Origin of the sequence: Kistimonas asteriae (genome assembly GCF_018263925.1) — a bacterium.
In the GTDB taxonomy this organism is placed as follows: Bacteria; Pseudomonadota; Gammaproteobacteria; order Pseudomonadales; family Endozoicomonadaceae; genus Kistimonas; species Kistimonas asteriae.
The window spans coordinates 152934-171732 of the sequence record NZ_JAEVHF010000012.1 but is presented as its reverse complement, the minus strand read 5'-3'; the positions used below and the strand labels follow the sequence as shown (position 1 = coordinate 171732).

The window sequence follows — 18799 nt, the reverse complement described above, 5'->3', positions numbered from 1 at the left end:
CTGATGCTTTATTTAACGACCGACATCCGGTCTCGAGCAGATGACACCACTCAAATAAAAGTGGCGTCCCCTAGGGGACTCGAACCCCTGTTACCGCCGTGAAAGGGCGGTGTCCTAGGCCACTAGACGAAGGGGACGCAAATTCCTACAAGAAGAATTTGGTGGAGCCAGGCGGGATCGAACCGCCGACCTCTACAATGCCATTGTAGCGCTCTCCCAGCTGAGCTATGGCCCCATTCCGTGCTGCCCGGCGCAGAAGCCAGTGCCGGAATGCGGGGCGAATTCTATGGGCGCGCTTATAACCTGTCAAGCATATCGTTGCGGCCTTTTAAGAACGAAACGAACGTACTTGCCAAGATTTGCGATGAGAAACAGAAAATAATTCGAAAAACCGAACAGAGCCAGCAGCAACTACCGTCACTGCTGGCAACCCGATCAAGCGTCAGCCAGCTGCTTGTACTCTTTTTCCAGCCTCTTGGCTTCTTTCTTGGAAACGCCACCCAATACTTCGATGGCGTGGCGAATACGCGCACGGCTCATATCGGGACCCAATATTTCCATGGAATCCACCACAGACCAGGAATTCGGCGTGCCTGCAATCGCCACAAAAATGGGCTGCATCAACTCCCCTACTTTCAGATCAATGGCTTTGGCCAATGTCTTGATTTCGGTAAAGATGGCGTCTTTATCCCACTGACGCAATGCCTCCAGTCGCCATAACGCAAACTGTAGCGCCTTTTTCACGCCCGCCTCATCCAGTTTCTTATGCGTAAGGGCTTCGGGCGCCAGGTCGAGCATACCCGTGAACATAAAGCCGGAGAGTGCCATGAAATCGGTAAACCGTTCTGCACGTTCCTTAGCAAATGGCAGGAACTGCCGGATGTAATCATCATTGATCAGCCAGCCGTGCAGACGATCCGCAAACTCATCCAGCGTCAGATTTTCACGAATCCAGCTGCCGTTTAACCAAGCCAGTTTTTCCTGGTCGAAAATCGGCCCGCCCAATGAAACCCTTTGAATATCAAAATGTTCCACCATTTCGTTAAGGGTGAACTTCTCCCGCTCATCCGGCATGGACCAGCCCATCCGACCGAGATAGTTCAATACCGCTTCCGGCAGGTATCCCATACGACGGTAGTAGTTAATACTGGTCGGATTCTTGCGCTTGGACAGTTTGCTCTTGTCTGGATTACGCAGCAGCGGCATATGGCAGAGCGTCGGCATCTCCCAGCCAAAATACTCATAAAGCAGCTTGTGCTTGGGCGCAGAGTTGATCCACTCTTCACCACGAATCACATGGGTAATCCCCATCAGGTGATCATCAACGACATTCGCCAGATGGTAGGTCGGCATACCATCGGCCTTGACCAGCACCTGCATATCAATCTGAGTCCAGTCAATTTCGATAGTGTCACGCAACATGTCATCAACCACGCAGGTACCACTTTCCGGAACCTTCATTCGTACGACATGGGGTTCACCCGCGTCCAACTTGGCCTGTAACTCAGACTCACTGAGATGCAGGCAGTGGCCGTCATAACCCGGTGTCTGCTTGTTAGCCATCTGTTCGGCACGGAGTGAATCCAGGCGTTCAGAGGAACAGAAACAACGGAAGGCATGCCCTTTTTCCAGCAGGATATCCGCGTGCTTCGCGTAAATTTCACCACGCTCACTCTGCCGGTAGGGGCCGTGAGGACCACCCACATCCGGCCCTTCACTCCACTCAAGGCCTAGCCAGCGTAGGGAATCTAGGATCATCTGCTCAGATTCCGGCGTACTGCGCTGCTGATCAGTATCTTCAATACGCAGAATAAACTCACCGCCCTGGCTGCGTGCAAAAGCCAGGTTAAACAGGGCGATATAGGCGGTGCCGACATGCGGATCACCGGTCGGCGACGGGGCCACTCGGGTACGGACAGTCATTGTTTTCCGTTAACAATTCGGGGGTTCATACAGCATGACAGGTCAGCAGTGCGTACTTTCGGACAGCAAAGGGCTGAAGCATCACGTCGAAACAGGGAATTATACGTCACCACTCCCCTTTTGCAGTACACAAAAAAGCCCTGACTGAGATCAGGGCTTCTAATGACGAGGTTCAGACAGGTTTAGCGTCTCACCAGATAATGCATACCATAGCGAAGCGCCACATAAAAGACGATTACCGAAGCTATATACATCTCAAAGACGGCAACCCCATAGAACATGTGGTAGATATGTGCCGGGACCTCGCTCTGGATCAATGCTGCAAATTTAAACATTGCCGTTGCGCCAATCACCATAGGGAACGTAAAGGCGGCATACCCTGGTGAAAATGGCAATCGAAGCAACTTAAAGAAAGCAACGTAGACCAACATGGTCATGAACAGCGCCAGCGGGACCAAGGCACCGACAAGAATCAGGTTAGGCTCATCAAAAGCCGCCAGGTAACCGGCAAGTGTCAAGGATGCCGGCGCCCCCATGATTGCGATAGTGGGCAAGGCAGCCTGAGGAATACAATCCTTGAAAATCAGGCGATACATCATCAGGGGCAGTTTAATCAGGTAAGCCACCAGCCCGAAGTAGAAGATGGCATGAACCAGCGAATCATACCCCATGCCCTTACAGGTCACAGCGGCAACGATAATACCGACCGGCGGTACAAACCAGCTGGGCACCATATGCTCCATGCGGAACTCTCGTATCCGGTAAGCGGCAAAAAAGAACAGCAGTGCAATATGGACAGCGATCGCGGTCAACCATAAACCACGGGCAAATGCAGGTACATAAGGTAATAAAGCCGCAGCCACCACCATAGTCCCCATGGCAATAGTGGGCATGATACTACCGGCTACCGGATGAGAAATATCATCTTTTAACAGCTTGGAATTAACAGCAAACTTAGCCAGTACTAACAGAATAAAGAGACCGCCCAGGAAAGCGGCAAGCAGTTTTGACTGCTCAGCAAACCGGGGAACATAGAGTGCCCAGGTTCCACCCAAGCTGGCAGTCGCCAGACCAAGCCCCCCTAATGGGGTCGGGACATTCTTCAAGCGCTCCCGAAGAGGAACCTGTGTTGTCGACATTATACAACCGGGAGCATTTATATCAGCCATCACGAATTTACCTCGAAAGCGTTAATCCGGTGATCCTAATGCGCCATCCTGAATAAGAATATTCGATGTTTTAAATAGGCTGTATAAGTTATCCTTATTCTTAATTCGACAGCCTCTATTCAGCTCACGAAGCATCCCATGCATATTTCCCTGAGACAGCTTGAAGTCTTTACCGCCATCGCCAGGCACCAACAGGTACGGATCGCGGCGGAGTCTTTGCATATGTCCCAACCGGCTGCCAGCATGGCGCTGGCAGAGCTGGAAAAACAGTTGAATACGCGCCTGTTCGACCGTTACAGCAACCGGCTGACCCTTAACGACCAAGGCCAACGCATGCTGGCACTGGCCTGCGAACTGCTTGGTCGCGCCAATGACCTGGAAAACTTGTTCCTGCACGACAGCCATACCCTCTGCGGCAGCCTGTCCATTGGAAGCAGCCTGACCATTGGCAGTTATCTGTTGCCGAGCATTATCGCCACCATGCAGCAGGAATTTCCGGGTATTGACGGCCACTACAGCATTCAAAACTCAGAAAAAATCATCGACAAACTCCTGCGCCATGAACTGGATGCTGCACTGATTGAGGGGATCTGTCACCACCCCTCCATTGAAGTTGAACCCTGGCGGGAGGATAGACTTCTGATTGTGGCGTCGACGGATCACCCATTAACCAAAGAGCCAGGGTCCAGCGCACAACAACTCGCAGCCTATCCCTGGATTGTGAGGGAAACGGGTTCCGGCACCCGTGCACTATTTGATTACGCGATCGCCTCTAAACTCCCGAGAATTCAAATCCTCCTGGAACTGGAACAAACCGAGGCCATCAAGCAGGCGGTGATGGCCGGCCTGGGGCTCGCCTGCTTATCGGAGCTCGCCGTGACTGACGCCATCAATGAAGGAAAACTCAGTCTGATCGAGACCCCCTTCCTGGATTTGAAAAGGCACTTTTATCTACTGACACACCATAACCAGCACCGCAAACCAACACTGGAAGCCTTCCTGGGCCTTTGCCATTCCCACCGCTGATTTTCCCCATAGCCCTGCCAACCGTTCTACAGTTAACAGTAGAACGGAGGCAATGTATGGCTAAGGCAAGCGTTAATGGAACGGAACTCCATTTTGATGTGATTGGCGAAGGCAAGCCCTTACTGATGATCCATGGGCTTGCTTCCAGTATGGAGGACTGGCAACTGCAAATCCCCACGCTGAAAAAACAACATCAGCTAATTCTGGTGGATTTAAGGGGGCATGGAAAAACCGGTGCCGCTACGGATTACAGCATCCCGGTGATGGCAGATGATCTGCACCATCTTCTCGAAAGCCTGAAGATTGAAGCCTGCAACGTTATGGGTATCTCCATGGGTGGTATGGTGGCCATGGCTCTCGCCGCCAAATACCCGGTAAGGGTCGATCAGCTCATCCTGGTCAATACAGCAACATCCCTGCATCACACGACCCTGCCTTACCGAACGCTGCTGAAATTCCGGCGCTTAATGCCGCTGATTCCCATGCAAACGCTCGCCAAAATCATGGTGCATTCATTATTACCTGGTGACCACCTTCATCCCGTCAGAGAAGTCCTCTGGCAACGCTGGCAGCAGAACGATCCGCAGCTTCTGTCAAACTGTCTCGACAGCCTTATCGCCACGGACCTGTCTCTATGGTTACCGGACATATCCGCTGAAACACTCTTCATCCGTGGAGATCGGGACTTTTTTTCACTGTCCTCCGCCATGGCCTGCTGTAACGCGATTCCAGAAGCCAGGCTCCATACCATCAAAGATTCCGGACACGGCAGCCCCGCCGACCAGATGGTCGCCTTCAATGAAGCCGTAGAGCAATTCCTGTCACGCTGAGTGTTGAAGACGCCAGACAAGGTCGCTGATATAGTCTCGGCATGCATGACATTTTAACGACCCATCAAACACACGACGTCGTCCCTGAAACACGAACGGGACACAACCGTCTCGGCGCTTCATCCGACAAGGAGGCGCTCAGTCTGTTCCTGCGCCGTGCGGCACGCCGCTCCGATGAAACGCTACGCCGTTATACCCGTGAACTGGTAAGGTTCACCGCCTTCATTCGGAAGGAACTCATCAAAGGCTACGCCGACATGACGGTAGCCGATGTGGAAACCTACGTCCATTTCATTCAGGCCCCCTGGCCGCACTGGCGACAGCCGGGTATTGATCACAACAACGCACAAAAAGTGTATTTCCCGAACCCTGTCAAACCAGGTAAAAGCACTGACCAGATCATTACTGTCCTCAGTAGCTTTTTCAGCTACCTGCATACGACAGGTTATCTCCAGGGAAACCCGGTCAGTGGCTTTGACAAGACCGGTGAAAAGTTTGCTCGAGGTCATAGCGAGCCACGCTACTTCTTCGAAGATGAATGGCAGGCACTGCTAGATTCACTGGCCAGTTATCCGGAGAAAACCAAACGACAACAACAGGAAAAGGCGCGCCTGCACTATGTGATTGCGATTACTTACGGTGCTGCTCTGCGGCAGTCAGAACTCGCACAACACACCTGCAAGAATATTCGCACTGATAATCAGGGCGACCTGACCCTGGAGATACACGGCAAAGGGCGTCGACTGCGCACGCTGCCAGTCAACGAGCATATGCTTCAGGCCATTATTCAGTATCGTCGTTTTCATGGCTTGTCAGATTTTGCCAGAGACAGTTTTCCCCTGGCGCCCCAACTCTGCCCGTACACACCTGATGCAGAAAGTTACCGTTCCATGACTCCTCGCCAGATCAGGAAATGGTTTAGCCAGTTCATGGAATATTGTGCACGCTGTTCTGAACAGCACGATCCAGATCTTGCTAACCGGTTACGGGGTAAAACCTTTCATTCCCTGCGTCACACGGCGCTATCTCATCTGGCAAAAGTCATGGACATTGAAGACCTGTCCATTTTTGCCGGACACGAATCCATCACCACGACACAACAATATTACACACCCGAAAAACATCGACTAAAACAGCTGACACGTGACCATGGTCTTATGATAAGTCGCTAAAAATAAGGGTTATACCGCTATGAGCCTCAATTCATTTCGTGTATTATCGCCCGCCTTGCATCTTTGGCTGTAGTTATTTCCAGGACTCGACATGAACAAAAAAGAGCTGATTGAAGCAGTTGCTGAACAGGCAGATCTGCCCAAGAGCAAGGCCGAAATGGCCATCAATGCATTTTTGCATTCTACCCAGGAAGCCCTGGTTCGCGGTGAGTCCGTTCAGCTGATCGGCTTCGGTACCTTCGGTGTTGGCACCCGCTCTGCACGTAAGGGCCGTAACCCGCAGACTGGCGCCGAGATCGACATTCCTGCCGCTAAAATCCCCCAGTTCAAGGCGGGAAGCAAGCTGAAGGACGCGGTCAACAACTAATATTGTTGTCCGCAACAAAAAAAGCACCATGATGGTGCTTTTTTTGTATCTGACCGTTGTACTTCTTATTATTAATGCATCACGCGGATCACATCCAGCAACGCTTTCTTGTGACGTGGATTCAAACGCCCCAGCAGGCGGTTGATTTCATCATCCAGTTCATCATCAGCGATTTCATCGGTATTACTGGTGATGTACTGATTACCGCGTCCTGTCGCTATCCACTCAAACGACACACCCAATGTTTCAGAAATTTTGCGTAGGTTATCCAGGCTGGGACGGCTCATATCGGTTTCCCACTGAGCCAGCGCACTTCTGGATACCCCGATAAGATCAGCCAGCGCCTGTTGCGACAGCCGCTTCTCTCTTCGAGATTTTATCAATCGTATCATCAATGACATATTGCACTCCCTGACACCGTTAAAATAAAGAACTAATGTCACACCCAGCACCAAACCGGATCGCAGGATGCACACACAACAAAGCCAATGCCGAGATGTACACCACAAGTCCGTTAAATGGTGGTATTTCAGGGAAAACCCTTGAAAAACTCATGGAGCGAATGCAGTTCAGTCCTGCAAATCCTTATGCTTCATGTTGATCGTTGGCGAGCAGACTATGCTTGCTTATGGGATTAGAGGCTTATTGGATTAAAAAGTTCCGGTTAACAGGGCAATGTCACCCCTACTACTTTTGTAGCAAGGAAACCAAACACCTTTCTATCCGCCCAAAATCTAACCCTATTGATGCTGTCTGAAATGACAGGGAGGAGATCCAGTCTGATTTCCCCATGCCACATCATGGCGTTTCTCAATCAGACCACAAAGGGGAAAGTCCATTATGCGTTTAGCGGTTTTTTGTGGGGCTGCCGCAGGCAATCAGCCTGTTTATGCTGAAGCAGCCAGATTGACTGCCAATGAAATAGCCAAAAGAAATATAGAGTTGGTCTATGGCGGTGGCCATGTCGGCTTAATGGGGATTCTGGCAGACGCCACACTGGAGGCTGGAGGGTCGGTGATTGGTGTAATTCCTGAGTCACTTAAGGCCCGGGAACTGGCTCACCAGGGATTGACCCAGCTGCATGTTGTCAGAGATATGCATGAGCGCAAAGCCCTGATGGCTGATTTATCGGACGGTTTCATCGCCCTGCCTGGCGGCGCCGGAACCATGGAAGAGATTTTTGAAACCTGGACGTGGGGTATTCTTGGCTATCACCGCAAGCCCTGCGCCTTTTTCAATGTAGCCGGCTATTTTGACTTGCTGGCACAGTTCATTGCACATATGGAGCAGCAGGCATTTCTTGAACCATCCTATCGAAATATGCTGATTATTGATTCCCAGATCCAATCGCTCATCAACAACCTGATGACCTATCAACCACCAGAGATCAAATGGTCTTGATGGGATAGTGATGATTGCCTGTTGCATAGCAGGCCGCTCAGGCGTACAAAAGGCTAAACGGGATAAATGATTGTATATTATGTCTAATATTAAAACCGCCGCCAGACTTGCTGTAAGAGATACCGTCCTTTCACTGATTGATCATGCACGGCTCTTTTGTGACGCCGTTACCCATGATAGTGACCTGCCCGCATGGATTATGAAACAGGATCATCAACCCTCCGTTTCGGCACGGGAAAAAGCGGCGCATGACGCAACCTCCCTGACCTATCAGGATGATCAACAACGCCAACAAACTGTGAAACTCACAGGGCTCATCGGCATCTCAAGCAATACGCTGGAACTGGGGCATTCATTTAACCGGAGCAAGGCAGATTTCAAGGCAGCCATGCTGTATTACCGCCAATTGTTTGGTGAATCCATCAAAATGACAGACTTCAGCTCAAAGGAGTTACGGGATGGCTTACTGGGACACCTAAAAATCCAGCACCTTCACTTCGTTCAATGCTATCGCCAGGTCAAGCTGTTTGAAGAAGCGCCTGCACGCATCGGCTTCAGCTGGGCATCAGGCACACACGGCACAGTGAGACTAACCGCTGAAACAGCCATTCAGCACCTGAAAGACAAATTCACACCCAGCCAAGTGATAATAAGTGACATAAAACAACTGGAGCAGATGCCTAAAGAAGCCGTCGTTGTGATCAAGCGCCCACTTACGCCCCATCTACGGGCCAATCTAAGCTGGCCGGACAACATAGAGACGCTTAGACGGAGCGATAAAACACTTCGCACCCAATATCCGGGTCAAATCAATACGCCGCTGCCAGTGTTTATTCTGCTCAGCCCAGGACAACCCTTGCCGGAATTCAATGCCATCAAACCCTGGGTGGCCGGGATGAAACAAGACCGACTTCAACGCCGTGATACCTGCCTTGAAAAACTTTCAGACCATCCAGGCTCATTCCTCTATATACCACGACAGAAAGAGGCAACCACTTAAAGTAAGTGACTGACCTATCACTAATCGACAATCGAATCCTCTGAGAACCTACACTCAAGCGAATTGGCACTATCTGACCACTTGCTCTAATACTTTATTAATAAGGTAAAATTTATGAGCTGATGCTTCTACCATGACCATCACACTTGCCGGCATAAACCTTTTACTGGCCAGCATCGTTGTACTGTACATCGGGCTTTATCTCACCCGAAAAAGCCGGTTCCTACAGGAATACAATATTCCTGCCCCTGTCACTGGCGGCCTGCTCAGCAGTGTGCTGCTTACTCTCATTGCCAGTGAAACCTCACTCTCTTTCCATTTCGATCTCGAACTGAGAGATCTGTTGCTCCTGATGTTTTTCAGTACCGTCGGTCTTAATGCGCGTTTTAGTCTGTTACTCAGTGGTGGCAAAACACTGACGATCCTGCTCTTTGTCATGCTGGCATTCCTGATCCTGCAGAATACGACAGGGGTTCTTTTTGCCCTGTTACTGGATCAGGATCCCGTCAACGGCCTCCTGGCCGGCTCCATTGCCTTTGCAGGGGGGCACGGTACCGCCATCACCTGGGGCAGTTACTTTGAACAGAATGGCCATCTGGGCGCGCAGGAGTTTGGTCTTATTGCCGCTACCCTTGGGCTCATACTGGGCGGGACACTGGGAGGGCCGCTGGCTCACAACCTCATTAAGAAGCATTCACTGTATGGTAACCAGCACAGAACGCCTTATGTTATCGAATCCCAGTCACAAAAAGAGTATGTGCCAGTTGATATGACAGGCATCTTCCGGGTACTCCTTGAAATCAGCATTACCATCTGTGTGGGTCTCTATCTCCACCAGTGGCTGGAAAGCCAACAGATCATTCTGCCAGAGTTCCTCCCTGTACTGCTCATGGGCACCATCATTGCCAACCTGGGAACGGTGTATAAACGCCAATCAGATACAGGACTGCTATCACTCTGGGGGGATGTGTCGCTGGAGCTGTTTATTGCGATGAGCCTGTTGTCACTTCAGTTGGGGTTGCTGGCAAATACCGCTTCATCACTGATCATCATCACCATCGCACAAACGGTAATCAGTGTGCTGTTTGTCTATTTTATTGTTTTCCGGTTTGCTGGCAGGGATTACGACGCCGCCGTCATTTCTTCCGGATTTATCGGCTCAGGACTGGGCGCCACCCCCGTAGGCATGGCCAATGTGGAAACGATCACAAAAAAATTCGGACCTTCTCCAAAGGCACTACTGATCATTCCCCTGCTCGGCTCATTCTTTACGGATGTTTTAAATGCACTCGTGCTAAAGGGCTTCCTCGCTCTGCCATTCTTCCATTAGACTTCAAACGCGCTCATCCAGCCGCAACTGTTCGAATATCTGTTCAACAATAATCCATTCCTGATCCCAGAATTCCGGCACTGCCTCAAAACTCATGACATATAATGTGCCTGTCACCACATTGGCGATCAGCAGATTGAACTGCTGGGTTGGATTGTTGGCATTGGTATAATGGATAGCGGTTGCTGCCACACTTTTAAAAGCCCCCCCTTTTCGCTGCCAGGTTTCCAGCACGCGGGATGACTTGTATAAATCTTTCATGAAAAGGTCGAGATGCCTTTCAGCAGAAATGCCGGTACGGGACTCTGCCTGCTGCAACACATTGACCCGTACCCGAGGAGCGAGTGGCTGCTTATGCCGCCTTTTCGTAATCACAAACCGTACGGTATTATTGCTCTCTAACCGTTCAAACTCCCATCCATCAGGCACAAGAAAAGAGCACGTGACAAGTTCGCAGGATTCCCACTGATACCCTTTGGGTGGTTTGGCTGCATACGCCGACTGGTACCCAATAAGCGATGCAACGATGATAAAAACAAAAACAATCCCTTTACATCGCATTGGCTATCCATCCGGGATATGGCTCATTATTATTGGATTTAATGCTGTTGCTGCTACCAGTCTACTATGACGGCTTTAAGCTACTCAACTGCCGAAACATCAAAGCAATGGCTGGCGGAGGCTCACAGCGAAAGAAAAAAACCGGCAATCGCCGCACTCATCAGGTTAGACAGCGTACCTGCAATGACCGCCTTCAGCCCCATAGACGCAATATCATGACGTCGACTCGGCGCCAATACACCGAGCCCACCCAGCAATATGGCAATCGACGACAGGTTGGCAAAACCACACAGGGCAAAGGTAATAATGGCCTGACTGTGTGCCGACAACACATCTCGCATATTGATGAAATCAACATAAGCGACAAACTCATTCACGATGACCTTCTGACCAATCATACTGCCGGCCATGATGGCTTCATCCCAGGGAATACCGATAATAAAAGCAATGGGGGAAAAGAGATATCCAAGGATTTCCTGCAGGCTCAGATCCTCAAACCCAAACAGGTCTCCAATACTGCCAATGATGCCGTTCAGCAAAGCAATCAAGGCAATAAAAGCCAGTAGCATCGCTCCAACATTCACGGCCAGACGCATACCGGATGAAGCGCCGGTTGCGGCTGCATCAAGAAGATTGGCATGATCCTCCCGACTCAACTCTGTGACCGTGTCATTGGCCTGCGAGGTTTCCGGACAAATGACCTTAGCCATCAACAAACCGCCGGGCGCCGCCATAAAACTCGCTGCAATCAAGTATTTCAGCTCGACACCCAGGCTGGCATAGCCCGCAAGCACCGAACCCGCCACTGAAGCCAGCCCCCCGACCATGACTGCAAACAGTTCCGAACGCGTCATGGTGGCAATGTAAGGTTTTACCAGCAGCGGAGCCTCGGTTTGCCCTACAAAAATATTGCCTGTCGCAGATAAGGACTCCGTACGGCTGGTGCCTAATGCGCGCTGTAAGGCACCACCAATCAACTGGATAATTCGCTGCATGACGCCCAAGTGGTACAAAACAGAAATCAATGCAGAAAAGAAGATGATCATGGGGAGCACATTGATCGCGAAAACAAACCCTACTTTAAAACGCGCGAGATCACCAAAAACAAAGGTAATACCCTCATTGGCGTAATTCATCACCTGCTGGACTGCAGAAGATATGCCTCCCAAAACATCTTTTCCAAAGGGAATATAGAGAACAAATGCCCCAAAACAGGCCTGAATCAGAAATGCCCCTATTACCGTCCGCCAGTTTATGGATTTTCGGTCAGACGACAAAAGCCAAGCGATACCAACTAACACCAAAATACCTGCAAGACTGATCAGCATGCTCATGGATAAACACCCTGGGTCATTCGATTAAAGGGGGGGGATTACTGAAAGGGGTCAGTACAGGATAGGGTAAAATGGGAAAACAGGGCGGGAATATCGAATAAGCTGTCAGAAATGGCTGTAAGCTTTCAATTATAACGAGGGATTAGGGAGCTTGTCGGATTCAGGTAACGCACAATGCGTAGCCGACATAAACAGCGCCTTTAACTGCACAATGTCTTTTTCTTCATAAGCCACAAACATCCTATCGAGCAAGGCAGTAACCTCTGACCAGCTCATAACCGTTTCATTCGCACGGAAGATTTTCGGGTGGCGAGTCGGAGAAACCTGATCACCAATCAGCAATTCTTCATACAGTTTTTCACCCGGTCGCAGCCCCGTATGCACAATTTCAATATCCCCCTCAGGATAGTCTGCATCTTTTAGCGTCAACCCGGACAGTCTGACCATTTGCTGGGCAAGAGTCGTGATGTTGACCGGTGCGCCCATGTCTAGCACAAAGACTTCACCAGAATTATCCATGCCACCGGCCTGTATCACCAATTCGACCGCTTCACGAATCGTCATAAAATAACGATGCATGTCAGGATGTGTGACCGTCAGCGGCCCCCCGGCACAAATCTGGGTACGAAACAGCGGTACGACTGAACCGCTGGATCCAAGAACATTGCCAAACCGAACCATGGTGAATGATGTTCGATTGACGACAGTCGTATCAAAAACATCATCACGACTCCCAAAGTGGGCGGGCATTTTCACAGAGTATAATGTGATGAGATTCAGGCTGCTCACTGCCTGCAATACCATTTCCGCAACCCGTTTCGAGGCCCCCATGATGTTGGCAGGCCGAACAGCCTTATCGGATGAAATCAATATGAATCGTTGAACGTTTGCGATAATAGCTGCCTGAGCACAACACAGTGTGCCCAAAACGTTATTACGAAACGCTTCAAAAACATTATTTTCAATAATGGGGACATGCTTGTAGGCTGCAGCATGGTACACCGTTTCGACCTGATGTGTTGTCATGACATCAACGAGCTGCCTGGCGTCCGTGATGGTACCTAACACCGAAACAACCAAACCGCGACTGTCCAGTTTTACGCTTAACGCATTCATTACCTCGCCGGTTTCATAAAGCCCATACTCCGAATGATCAAACATAATCAATCGCCTGGGCTTGAGTGCCAATAACTGGCGGCATAATTCTGAACCAATAGAGCCCGCCGCACCAGTCACCATCACTACCTTATCTTTAACGGATTCTTCCAGCAGTGAATCGATCGCAGGGACTTCATCGCGTCCCAGAACATCTTCCACGCGAATATCACGCACGTCATTGATCGTGAACTTGCCACCAGCCAGCACTTTCAGCGACGGAATTGACTGGATTCTCAGCCCAGGTTTTTCAATACCCGCCACAATGCCAGCCAGCTTATGACGCGGCAGTGAAGGTAAAGCCAAAAACACATCACAACAATCATAGCGCTCAAGAACCTCTGTCAGACTGTCTGATTTGAAAATTCGACAACCGGAAACCGTTCGACCATGCAAAGCTTCATCGTCATCAAGCAATGCCACAGGATCATATTCATCACCAGAGCGTAAGGCTTCCATCAGCTGCACTCCAGCTGCGCCTGCTCCATAAATAAGCGCCGGTACATTTCTTGATAATGTAGAACGATGTTTTTTGCGTGTTAACCGATTAATTGTATTTAATCCAAGCAACCAGGAACGACTCAGATAACGATACGCTGCCATAATAACCAAAGTAAGCAAACTGAATAATATCGGTACCGTACGTGGAAAAACAACCGCTATTTTCAGTAGATAATAACAAGACATCATCACAACGACCATACACCCTGCCCCCTTAAATAAGGTCACAAAGTAATGAACATCCATATGACGCAAAAGCGCTTTGTACACACCAATATAACTGAATGCGATTAATGCTGATAATGTTGCCAACAGATATAAAGGTTGTGCGTCACCTAACGGATTAGCGCGATTAAAATCACCCAACCGAATACAAAGTGCCAACCAGAGAGAAAACCAAACCACAGCAATGTCAAGGCATACAAAAACACCATGCTTCACATCACGAGACAAACTCTCAACTGTTGTTTTTTTTAAACTCCATTGACTCAACATTTTTTCTCATTCAAGACAGACTGAACCAAACAAAAACCAATTTAACCATTAGGCATAAAATCAAATTTAAAATGAGGAATCCTCATTTTTATCATTATTAGAAACATGACGAACTTCTTTTTTAGAAACACATAAAGCAACTGGAAAAAAAAACAACAACCATTCCAGACCTGGCCTTGAAAGCATATTAAACGTATCTGTCAGCATCCCAATAAAACCAAATACCAATATACATCCCGCCATTAGCATATGTGGTTGATCTCTATGAGTGTATGATGTGATCATTCCCCATACAATTGTCGCAAGATAGAGAATTGCAGCAGGTATACCCCAGTAGAACGAAAGGCCAAGTACCATACTATGAGGATGCTTCATGATTCGCCCCTCTATGATTGGCCCAGGATATTCTGCAAAACTGCCATGCCCAAAGAACGGATACTTGGAAATATACTCTATAGTCGTTTCCCATATAGTAAAGCGACCGCTGAATCCATAAATGAATGCATTATTGATCAATGTCGCAATTTTTTGATTAAAAGAAAGTACCAGAGCACATCCGCAAGCCAGTAATACAAGTATCAGTTTTGACTTTCCAGGGCTATTAAGCAGCAAAAGTCCCATTACGGCCATCCCTACAAAAGCCACAAGCGGACCACGCGATCCAGAAAACAGAATAAATGCAAAAATAACAGAAATAGACGCAATGGCGATGAAAGTCATCCATTTACTTTTATATGAACCATTAATCAGACCTACCCAAAAGATAGTGGCAAACACACCATAATATAGCGCGGCTAAAATCGGACTTACAAGATAACCAAACTCCTCAATATCCAAGATTCCAACCCTGTAACCTTCAATACCAACAACCCTGATACCAATGGGCTGCTCTAATACTCCATAATGATAAACTAATGTTACCAGAGCAAAAAAAGTGGCTACGCACGCAGACAACAGAAATAATTTATGATTATTTTCACCATACAGCATAACCGTTCTTACAACATACAAATAGAGACAAACCGTAACCACACGCACCCATACAACTTCTTGACTGACCGTATCATTCAGAAAAAGTGAATTGATCACTATCCATAACAACAGAAAAGAAAGGAGTTTTTCTCCTATCGTCAGACCACGAAAGCATGAACGCGCGCCAAAGCGATAAAGATGAAGACAGAGAGAGAGCAAACCCGGAAAAAAACAAAAAATATATGTTTGCATGACATAATATTCAATAGAACCAACCCACAACATGCCAGTCATCTGAACAAACAAACCTAGAGGCAACACTTTTCTTTTTATCAATAGATCCAATTCATCAATTCGTGCGAACCGACCTTCATCCCCCCCTAAATTATCAGAGCCCTGCATATGCAATATGTTCTTTTGAAGAATATTTAAAATATCGATAGAAAAACAACTTAACTGTAAAAAGCACCAAACTATTACTATCTCATCACCGTACTATCCATTACTGTCTGAATTGCCAACTTTATTTTATTAACATCTTCAGTTGACATTGATGGGTGAATGGGAAAAGCCAGACTGGTTTCACCTAACCTTTTTGCCTGATACAAGTGTCCAGCTAATTTATAATGTTGGGACTCAAACAATGCCTCTCGATACAACTCAGGACATGCCCCTGTAAAACAGGGCACGCCCAGCGCATTAATTTCTTCCAGAACACGATCACGACTCCAACCTTTTTTGAGCTTTTCAGGTTCCACAAACAGGTAAAAGCGATAACCTGCATGTTCGATATTTTGAGGTATATCAGGTATTCGTAATGCGGCGAAACGAGAACAGACTGACGAAATCGATTGCATATTAGCCTGCCGTTTAGCAACCCAATCAGCAACACGTCCCAATTGAATACGCCCAATCGCTGCCTGCATCTCAGTCATTCGCCCATTGATCCCCAGAGAGTCATGTAACCAACGATACCCTTTACCTTTGGAGGTACAAGGCTCCAGGGCTTCTGGTGTCTTGCCGTGCTCCTTCAATGACCAGACAGCTTTGGCGAGTTGGACATCGTTCGTTGTCACCATGCCGCCTTCGCCTCCTGTTGTCATGATTTTATCCTGACAAAAAGACCAGGCAGCAATATGACCCAAGCCGCCCACTGGATGCCCCTTATAGAGGGCTCCATGGGCTTGGGCACAATCCTCAACGACAAAAACCCCTCTCGCGTGGGCAAGGGACAGAATCGGATCAATATCACAGGGCCAACCGGCCATATGAACGCAAATAATCGCCTTTGTGTGCTCAGTCAAAGCCGTTTCAATGGTCTTTGCTGTAATATTCTGACTATCCGGATCCACATCGGCAAAAACCGGGATAGCGCCACATCGCAGAATACAACTGGCAGACGCTACAAATGACCTCGGAGTGACAATCACCTCATCACCCTCACCTATACCTAGCGCCAGTAATGACAATTCAAGCGCCAATGTCCCATTCGCTAAAGCGACTGCATGTTCAACGCCAGTCCATTCCGCGAATTCCTGTTCAAATAAACGTATTTCATTCCCAGTCCAATAATTCACCTTATTAGACAAGAGAACCCTAGATACAGCCTGGGCTTCCTCTTCAGTGAACGACGGCCACGATGTAATCGGCATCAATCCTCCACATTTTTGTGATTGGGTTGTACTTTTTCACCAAGAAATTCCGGCATTGTGGTATCAGGTTCTGCACTGTCATGCATAATTCCCTTTCTCTGCATAACCCTAAGGACCGTCAAAAAAAGAATCTTCACATCCAGCCAGAACGAGACATGCTTCACATACCAAGTATCTAATATAAACTTTTCATTCCAGGACAACGTATTTCTTCCATTAATCTGAGCCCAGCCGGTGATACCCGGCATCGCCATCAGTCGCTGCTTTTGTTCATAGCTATATCGATCAACATAAGTCATCGGTAAAGGCCTCGGACCGACAAGACTCATATCCCCTCTGATCACGTTCCACAATTGAGGCAATTCATCCAGGCTGGTTTGGCGAAGCCAGTATCCAAGAGAGGTAATCCTAAGTGCATCATTATCCCCTTCCACGTCACCGGAAACAGGTTTCATCGTACGAAACTTATATAAAGTAAACGCTTTTCCTTTGAAACCTGCTCGCTTCTGCGTATAAATCAAAGGCCACCCATCGCCAATAAGAACAACCAAGGCAATAAGAACAATCATTGGCCATAAAATCAGGGATGCACAGAGAGAAACCAACAAATCGAAGCACCGCTTACTGTGAGAATATTTCATCCTTGTAATTCCCACTCTATATCAATCACCTAGGGAACCTGCGAGCAAGTAACGTTAAAGAAACACAGTGAATGAAAAGTTATTAATTCACTATTATCCAACCTGAAAATCACTCAGTTTCTTGCCATTGAAATCGATTTTCCGGCTTTCGGATACATTAACCCTGCATCCGAATCATTTGATCCAGTCTAACCATGTTTGCCAGAGCGAATAACATCGCCAGTTTGCCATCATTTTTCTGAAGTCCCCGATAACGGGCTTTGATAAACCCAAACTGGCATTTGATAATTCTGAAGTGATGTTCCACCTTGGCTCGGATGCTGGCTTTCAGGTATTCCGTTTTCAAAATGACTTTATTGATTCGAGGGTGTTTCCTGAGTCTCTTTAACTTGCCTGGTTGTTCGGCTATATGCCACTGTACAGCGTCTTTATTGAGCTCTTTCGCTTCTCGGCTCCTCTCGGCAAAGACAAACTGTTCATCACCGTGCAACAAGTTACTGGCTTGATTAAGGTCATGTTCATTGGCGGCTGTTGTCGCCAGACTATGGGTAAAACCTGTACGGGCATCGACACCTATATGCGCCTTCATACCGAAATACCACTGGTTACCCTTTCTGGTCTGGTGCATTTGGGGATCTCGCTGTCCCGTCTGATTCTTTGTGGATGTTGGAGCTTCGATGATCGTGGCATCGACTAGAGAGTCTTCTTTCAAAACGATACCAGACTCTGTCGGCCATTGGTTTACGTCCGGGAAAATAGCCGTGCCAGATTGTGAGCCTCCAGCAGGTGTCGAAAGTTCATAATGGTTGTGCGATCTGGAATTGCTTTATCCAGAGATAATCCGGCAAATAATCGCATGGACGCAATTTCATAAAGGGCATCTTCCATGGCCGGATCACTGAGGCTGTACCATTGTTGAAGGCAGTGTATTCGGAGCATGGTGGATAACGGGTAAGGTCTACGCCCATTACCGGGTTTGGGATAATGAGGCTCAATAATGGCCTCAAGACGATGCCATGGAATCAGTTTGTATACGGGCAAGAAACATTTCTTTGCGGGTCTGGCGACGCTTTTGAGTGAATTCAGCATCAGAAAAGCTGAGCTGTTGGTCCATGGCTAATCTCCGGCAAAGGCTGAGTGGAGATTAGCTTATTATTGGAGACTTAATCGCAGGTTCCCTAGTCAGTACGTCTGTCAAAGAAATCATAATACTAGCACACAGCATTTAATGAATAATGAGAAATTTTATTCCTTCCCCTGATATCATATC

16 protein-coding genes, 2 tRNA genes and 1 pseudogene are annotated in these 18799 nt (G+C 48.3%); 7 read left to right on the top strand and 12 right to left on the bottom strand.

Translation table 11 applies throughout. From position 1 onward, the window contains the following. Positions 1–61: 61 nt before the first annotated feature. From KHS78_RS14690 to KHS78_RS14675, 4 genes are all read right to left on the bottom strand, one after another. Positions 62–137, bottom strand: a tRNA-Glu gene (locus KHS78_RS14690). 22 nt (positions 138–159) lie between these two features. Further along, positions 160–235, bottom strand: a tRNA-Ala gene (locus KHS78_RS14685). 200 nt (positions 236–435) lie between these two features. Beyond that, positions 436–1923 carry a glutamate--tRNA ligase gene (gene gltX / locus KHS78_RS14680; protein WP_211829219.1) on the bottom strand — a complete coding sequence of 496 codons (1488 nt, stop codon included), beginning with the start codon at positions 1921–1923 and terminating at the stop codon, positions 436–438. Positions 1924–2105: 182 nt separating this feature from the next. Further along, complete coding sequence (locus KHS78_RS14675) at positions 2106–3062, bottom strand: TDT family transporter (protein ID WP_246506504.1); 957 nt, start codon at positions 3060–3062, stop codon at positions 2106–2108. A 168-nt stretch (positions 3063–3230) separates the two neighbouring features. Here KHS78_RS14675 and KHS78_RS14670 point away from each other — a divergent pair, with 168 nt between their 5' ends. The 4 genes from KHS78_RS14670 (at position 3231) to KHS78_RS14655 (ending at position 6487) form a co-directional block, all read left to right on the top strand. Beyond that, positions 3231–4118, top strand: coding sequence for a LysR substrate-binding domain-containing protein (locus KHS78_RS14670; protein ID WP_211829217.1), 888 nt, complete (start codon positions 3231–3233; stop codon positions 4116–4118). A gap of 56 nt (positions 4119–4174) precedes the next feature. Continuing rightward, the gene (locus tag KHS78_RS14665) at positions 4175–4948 is read left to right on the top strand and encodes an alpha/beta fold hydrolase (RefSeq protein ID WP_211829216.1); all 774 of its coding nucleotides are present in this window, start codon (positions 4175–4177) and stop codon (positions 4946–4948) included. A 41-nt stretch (positions 4949–4989) separates the two neighbouring features. Further along, the gene (locus KHS78_RS14660; RefSeq protein WP_211829215.1) at positions 4990–6120 is read left to right on the top strand and encodes a tyrosine-type recombinase/integrase; all 1131 of its coding nucleotides are present in this window, start codon (positions 4990–4992) and stop codon (positions 6118–6120) included. Between the two features lie 91 nt (positions 6121–6211). Then, positions 6212–6487 carry an HU family DNA-binding protein gene (locus KHS78_RS14655; protein WP_211829214.1) on the top strand — a complete coding sequence of 92 codons (276 nt, stop codon included), beginning with the start codon at positions 6212–6214 and terminating at the stop codon, positions 6485–6487. A gap of 71 nt (positions 6488–6558) precedes the next feature. Here KHS78_RS14655 and KHS78_RS14650 read toward each other — a convergent pair whose 3' ends face one another. Then, the gene (locus KHS78_RS14650) at positions 6559–6888 is read right to left on the bottom strand and encodes a helix-turn-helix transcriptional regulator (RefSeq protein ID WP_211829213.1); all 330 of its coding nucleotides are present in this window, start codon (positions 6886–6888) and stop codon (positions 6559–6561) included. 439 nt (positions 6889–7327) lie between these two features. Here KHS78_RS14650 and KHS78_RS14645 point away from each other — a divergent pair, with 439 nt between their 5' ends. The 3 genes from KHS78_RS14645 (at position 7328) to gltS (ending at position 10218) form a co-directional block, all read left to right on the top strand. Further along, positions 7328–7888, top strand: a complete 561-nt coding sequence (locus KHS78_RS14645; RefSeq protein ID WP_211829212.1) for an LOG family protein — start codon at positions 7328–7330, stop codon at positions 7886–7888. A 79-nt stretch (positions 7889–7967) separates the two neighbouring features. After that, positions 7968–8888, top strand: coding sequence for a DNA replication terminus site-binding protein (locus KHS78_RS14640; RefSeq protein ID WP_211829211.1), 921 nt, complete (start codon positions 7968–7970; stop codon positions 8886–8888). A 133-nt stretch (positions 8889–9021) separates the two neighbouring features. Further along, a complete protein-coding gene (gene gltS / locus KHS78_RS14635; RefSeq protein WP_211829210.1) occupies positions 9022–10218 on the top strand; it encodes a sodium/glutamate symporter in 1197 nt (398 codons plus the stop codon). 3 nt (positions 10219–10221) lie between these two features. Here the strand turns inward: gltS and KHS78_RS14630 are convergent, their stop codons facing one another. From KHS78_RS14630 to KHS78_RS14600, 7 genes and pseudogenes are all read right to left on the bottom strand, one after another. Beyond that, a complete protein-coding gene (locus KHS78_RS14630) occupies positions 10222–10779 on the bottom strand; it encodes a hypothetical protein (protein WP_211829209.1) in 558 nt (185 codons plus the stop codon). A 122-nt stretch (positions 10780–10901) separates the two neighbouring features. Then, positions 10902–12113: a NupC/NupG family nucleoside CNT transporter gene (locus KHS78_RS14625; protein ID WP_211829208.1), complete on the bottom strand. Its 1212-nt coding sequence runs from the start codon at positions 12111–12113 to the stop codon at positions 10902–10904. Positions 12114–12242: 129 nt separating this feature from the next. Continuing rightward, positions 12243–14264: a polysaccharide biosynthesis protein gene (locus KHS78_RS14620; protein WP_211829207.1), complete on the bottom strand. Its 2022-nt coding sequence runs from the start codon at positions 14262–14264 to the stop codon at positions 12243–12245. A 66-nt stretch (positions 14265–14330) separates the two neighbouring features. Continuing rightward, on the bottom strand, positions 14331–15638 hold the full coding sequence (locus KHS78_RS14615) for an O-antigen ligase family protein (RefSeq protein ID WP_211829206.1): 1308 nt from the start codon (positions 15636–15638) through the stop codon (positions 14331–14333). 77 nt (positions 15639–15715) lie between these two features. Continuing rightward, positions 15716–16888: a DegT/DnrJ/EryC1/StrS family aminotransferase gene (locus KHS78_RS14610; RefSeq protein ID WP_343216918.1), complete on the bottom strand. Its 1173-nt coding sequence runs from the start codon at positions 16886–16888 to the stop codon at positions 15716–15718. Next, positions 16888–17529, bottom strand: coding sequence for a sugar transferase (locus KHS78_RS14605; protein ID WP_211829204.1), 642 nt, complete (start codon positions 17527–17529; stop codon positions 16888–16890). Before KHS78_RS14605 ends, KHS78_RS14610 begins: the two co-directional genes overlap by 1 nt. A 157-nt stretch (positions 17530–17686) precedes the next feature. Further along, positions 17687–18643 (bottom strand): annotated as a pseudogene (locus KHS78_RS14600) (IS5 family transposase). Positions 18644–18799 lie beyond the last annotated feature (156 nt).

What these genes read in the sequence shown, in the direction of transcription:
- KHS78_RS14640 (WP_211829211.1), top strand. Translation starts at nt 7,968, where the DNA reads ATGTCTAATATTAAAACCGCCGCCAGACTTGCTGTAAGAGATACCGTC.
- KHS78_RS14650 (WP_211829213.1), bottom strand. Translation starts at nt 6,888, where the DNA reads ATGTCATTGATGATACGATTGATAAAATCTCGAAGAGAGAAGCGGCTG.
- KHS78_RS14665 (WP_211829216.1), top strand. Translation starts at nt 4,175, where the DNA reads ATGGCTAAGGCAAGCGTTAATGGAACGGAACTCCATTTTGATGTGATT.
- KHS78_RS14605 (WP_211829204.1), bottom strand. Translation starts at nt 17,529, where the DNA reads ATGAAATATTCTCACAGTAAGCGGTGCTTCGATTTGTTGGTTTCTCTC.
- KHS78_RS14620 (WP_211829207.1), bottom strand. Translation starts at nt 14,264, where the DNA reads ATGTTGAGTCAATGGAGTTTAAAAAAAACAACAGTTGAGAGTTTGTCT.
- KHS78_RS14610 (WP_343216918.1), bottom strand. Translation starts at nt 16,888, where the DNA reads ATGCCGATTACATCGTGGCCGTCGTTCACTGAAGAGGAAGCCCAGGCT.
- KHS78_RS14675 (WP_246506504.1), bottom strand. Translation starts at nt 3,062, where the DNA reads ATGTCGACAACACAGGTTCCTCTTCGGGAGCGCTTGAAGAATGTCCCG.
- KHS78_RS14625 (WP_211829208.1), bottom strand. Translation starts at nt 12,113, where the DNA reads ATGAGCATGCTGATCAGTCTTGCAGGTATTTTGGTGTTAGTTGGTATC.
- gltX (WP_211829219.1), bottom strand. Translation starts at nt 1,923, where the DNA reads ATGACTGTCCGTACCCGAGTGGCCCCGTCGCCGACCGGTGATCCGCAT.
- KHS78_RS14660 (WP_211829215.1), top strand. Translation starts at nt 4,990, where the DNA reads ATGCATGACATTTTAACGACCCATCAAACACACGACGTCGTCCCTGAA.
- KHS78_RS14630 (WP_211829209.1), bottom strand. Translation starts at nt 10,779, where the DNA reads ATGCGATGTAAAGGGATTGTTTTTGTTTTTATCATCGTTGCATCGCTT.
- gltS (WP_211829210.1), top strand. Translation starts at nt 9,022, where the DNA reads ATGACCATCACACTTGCCGGCATAAACCTTTTACTGGCCAGCATCGTT.
- KHS78_RS14670 (WP_211829217.1), top strand. Translation starts at nt 3,231, where the DNA reads ATGCATATTTCCCTGAGACAGCTTGAAGTCTTTACCGCCATCGCCAGG.
- KHS78_RS14655 (WP_211829214.1), top strand. Translation starts at nt 6,212, where the DNA reads ATGAACAAAAAAGAGCTGATTGAAGCAGTTGCTGAACAGGCAGATCTG.
- KHS78_RS14615 (WP_211829206.1), bottom strand. Translation starts at nt 15,638, where the DNA reads ATGCAGGGCTCTGATAATTTAGGGGGGGATGAAGGTCGGTTCGCACGA.
- KHS78_RS14645 (WP_211829212.1), top strand. Translation starts at nt 7,328, where the DNA reads ATGCGTTTAGCGGTTTTTTGTGGGGCTGCCGCAGGCAATCAGCCTGTT.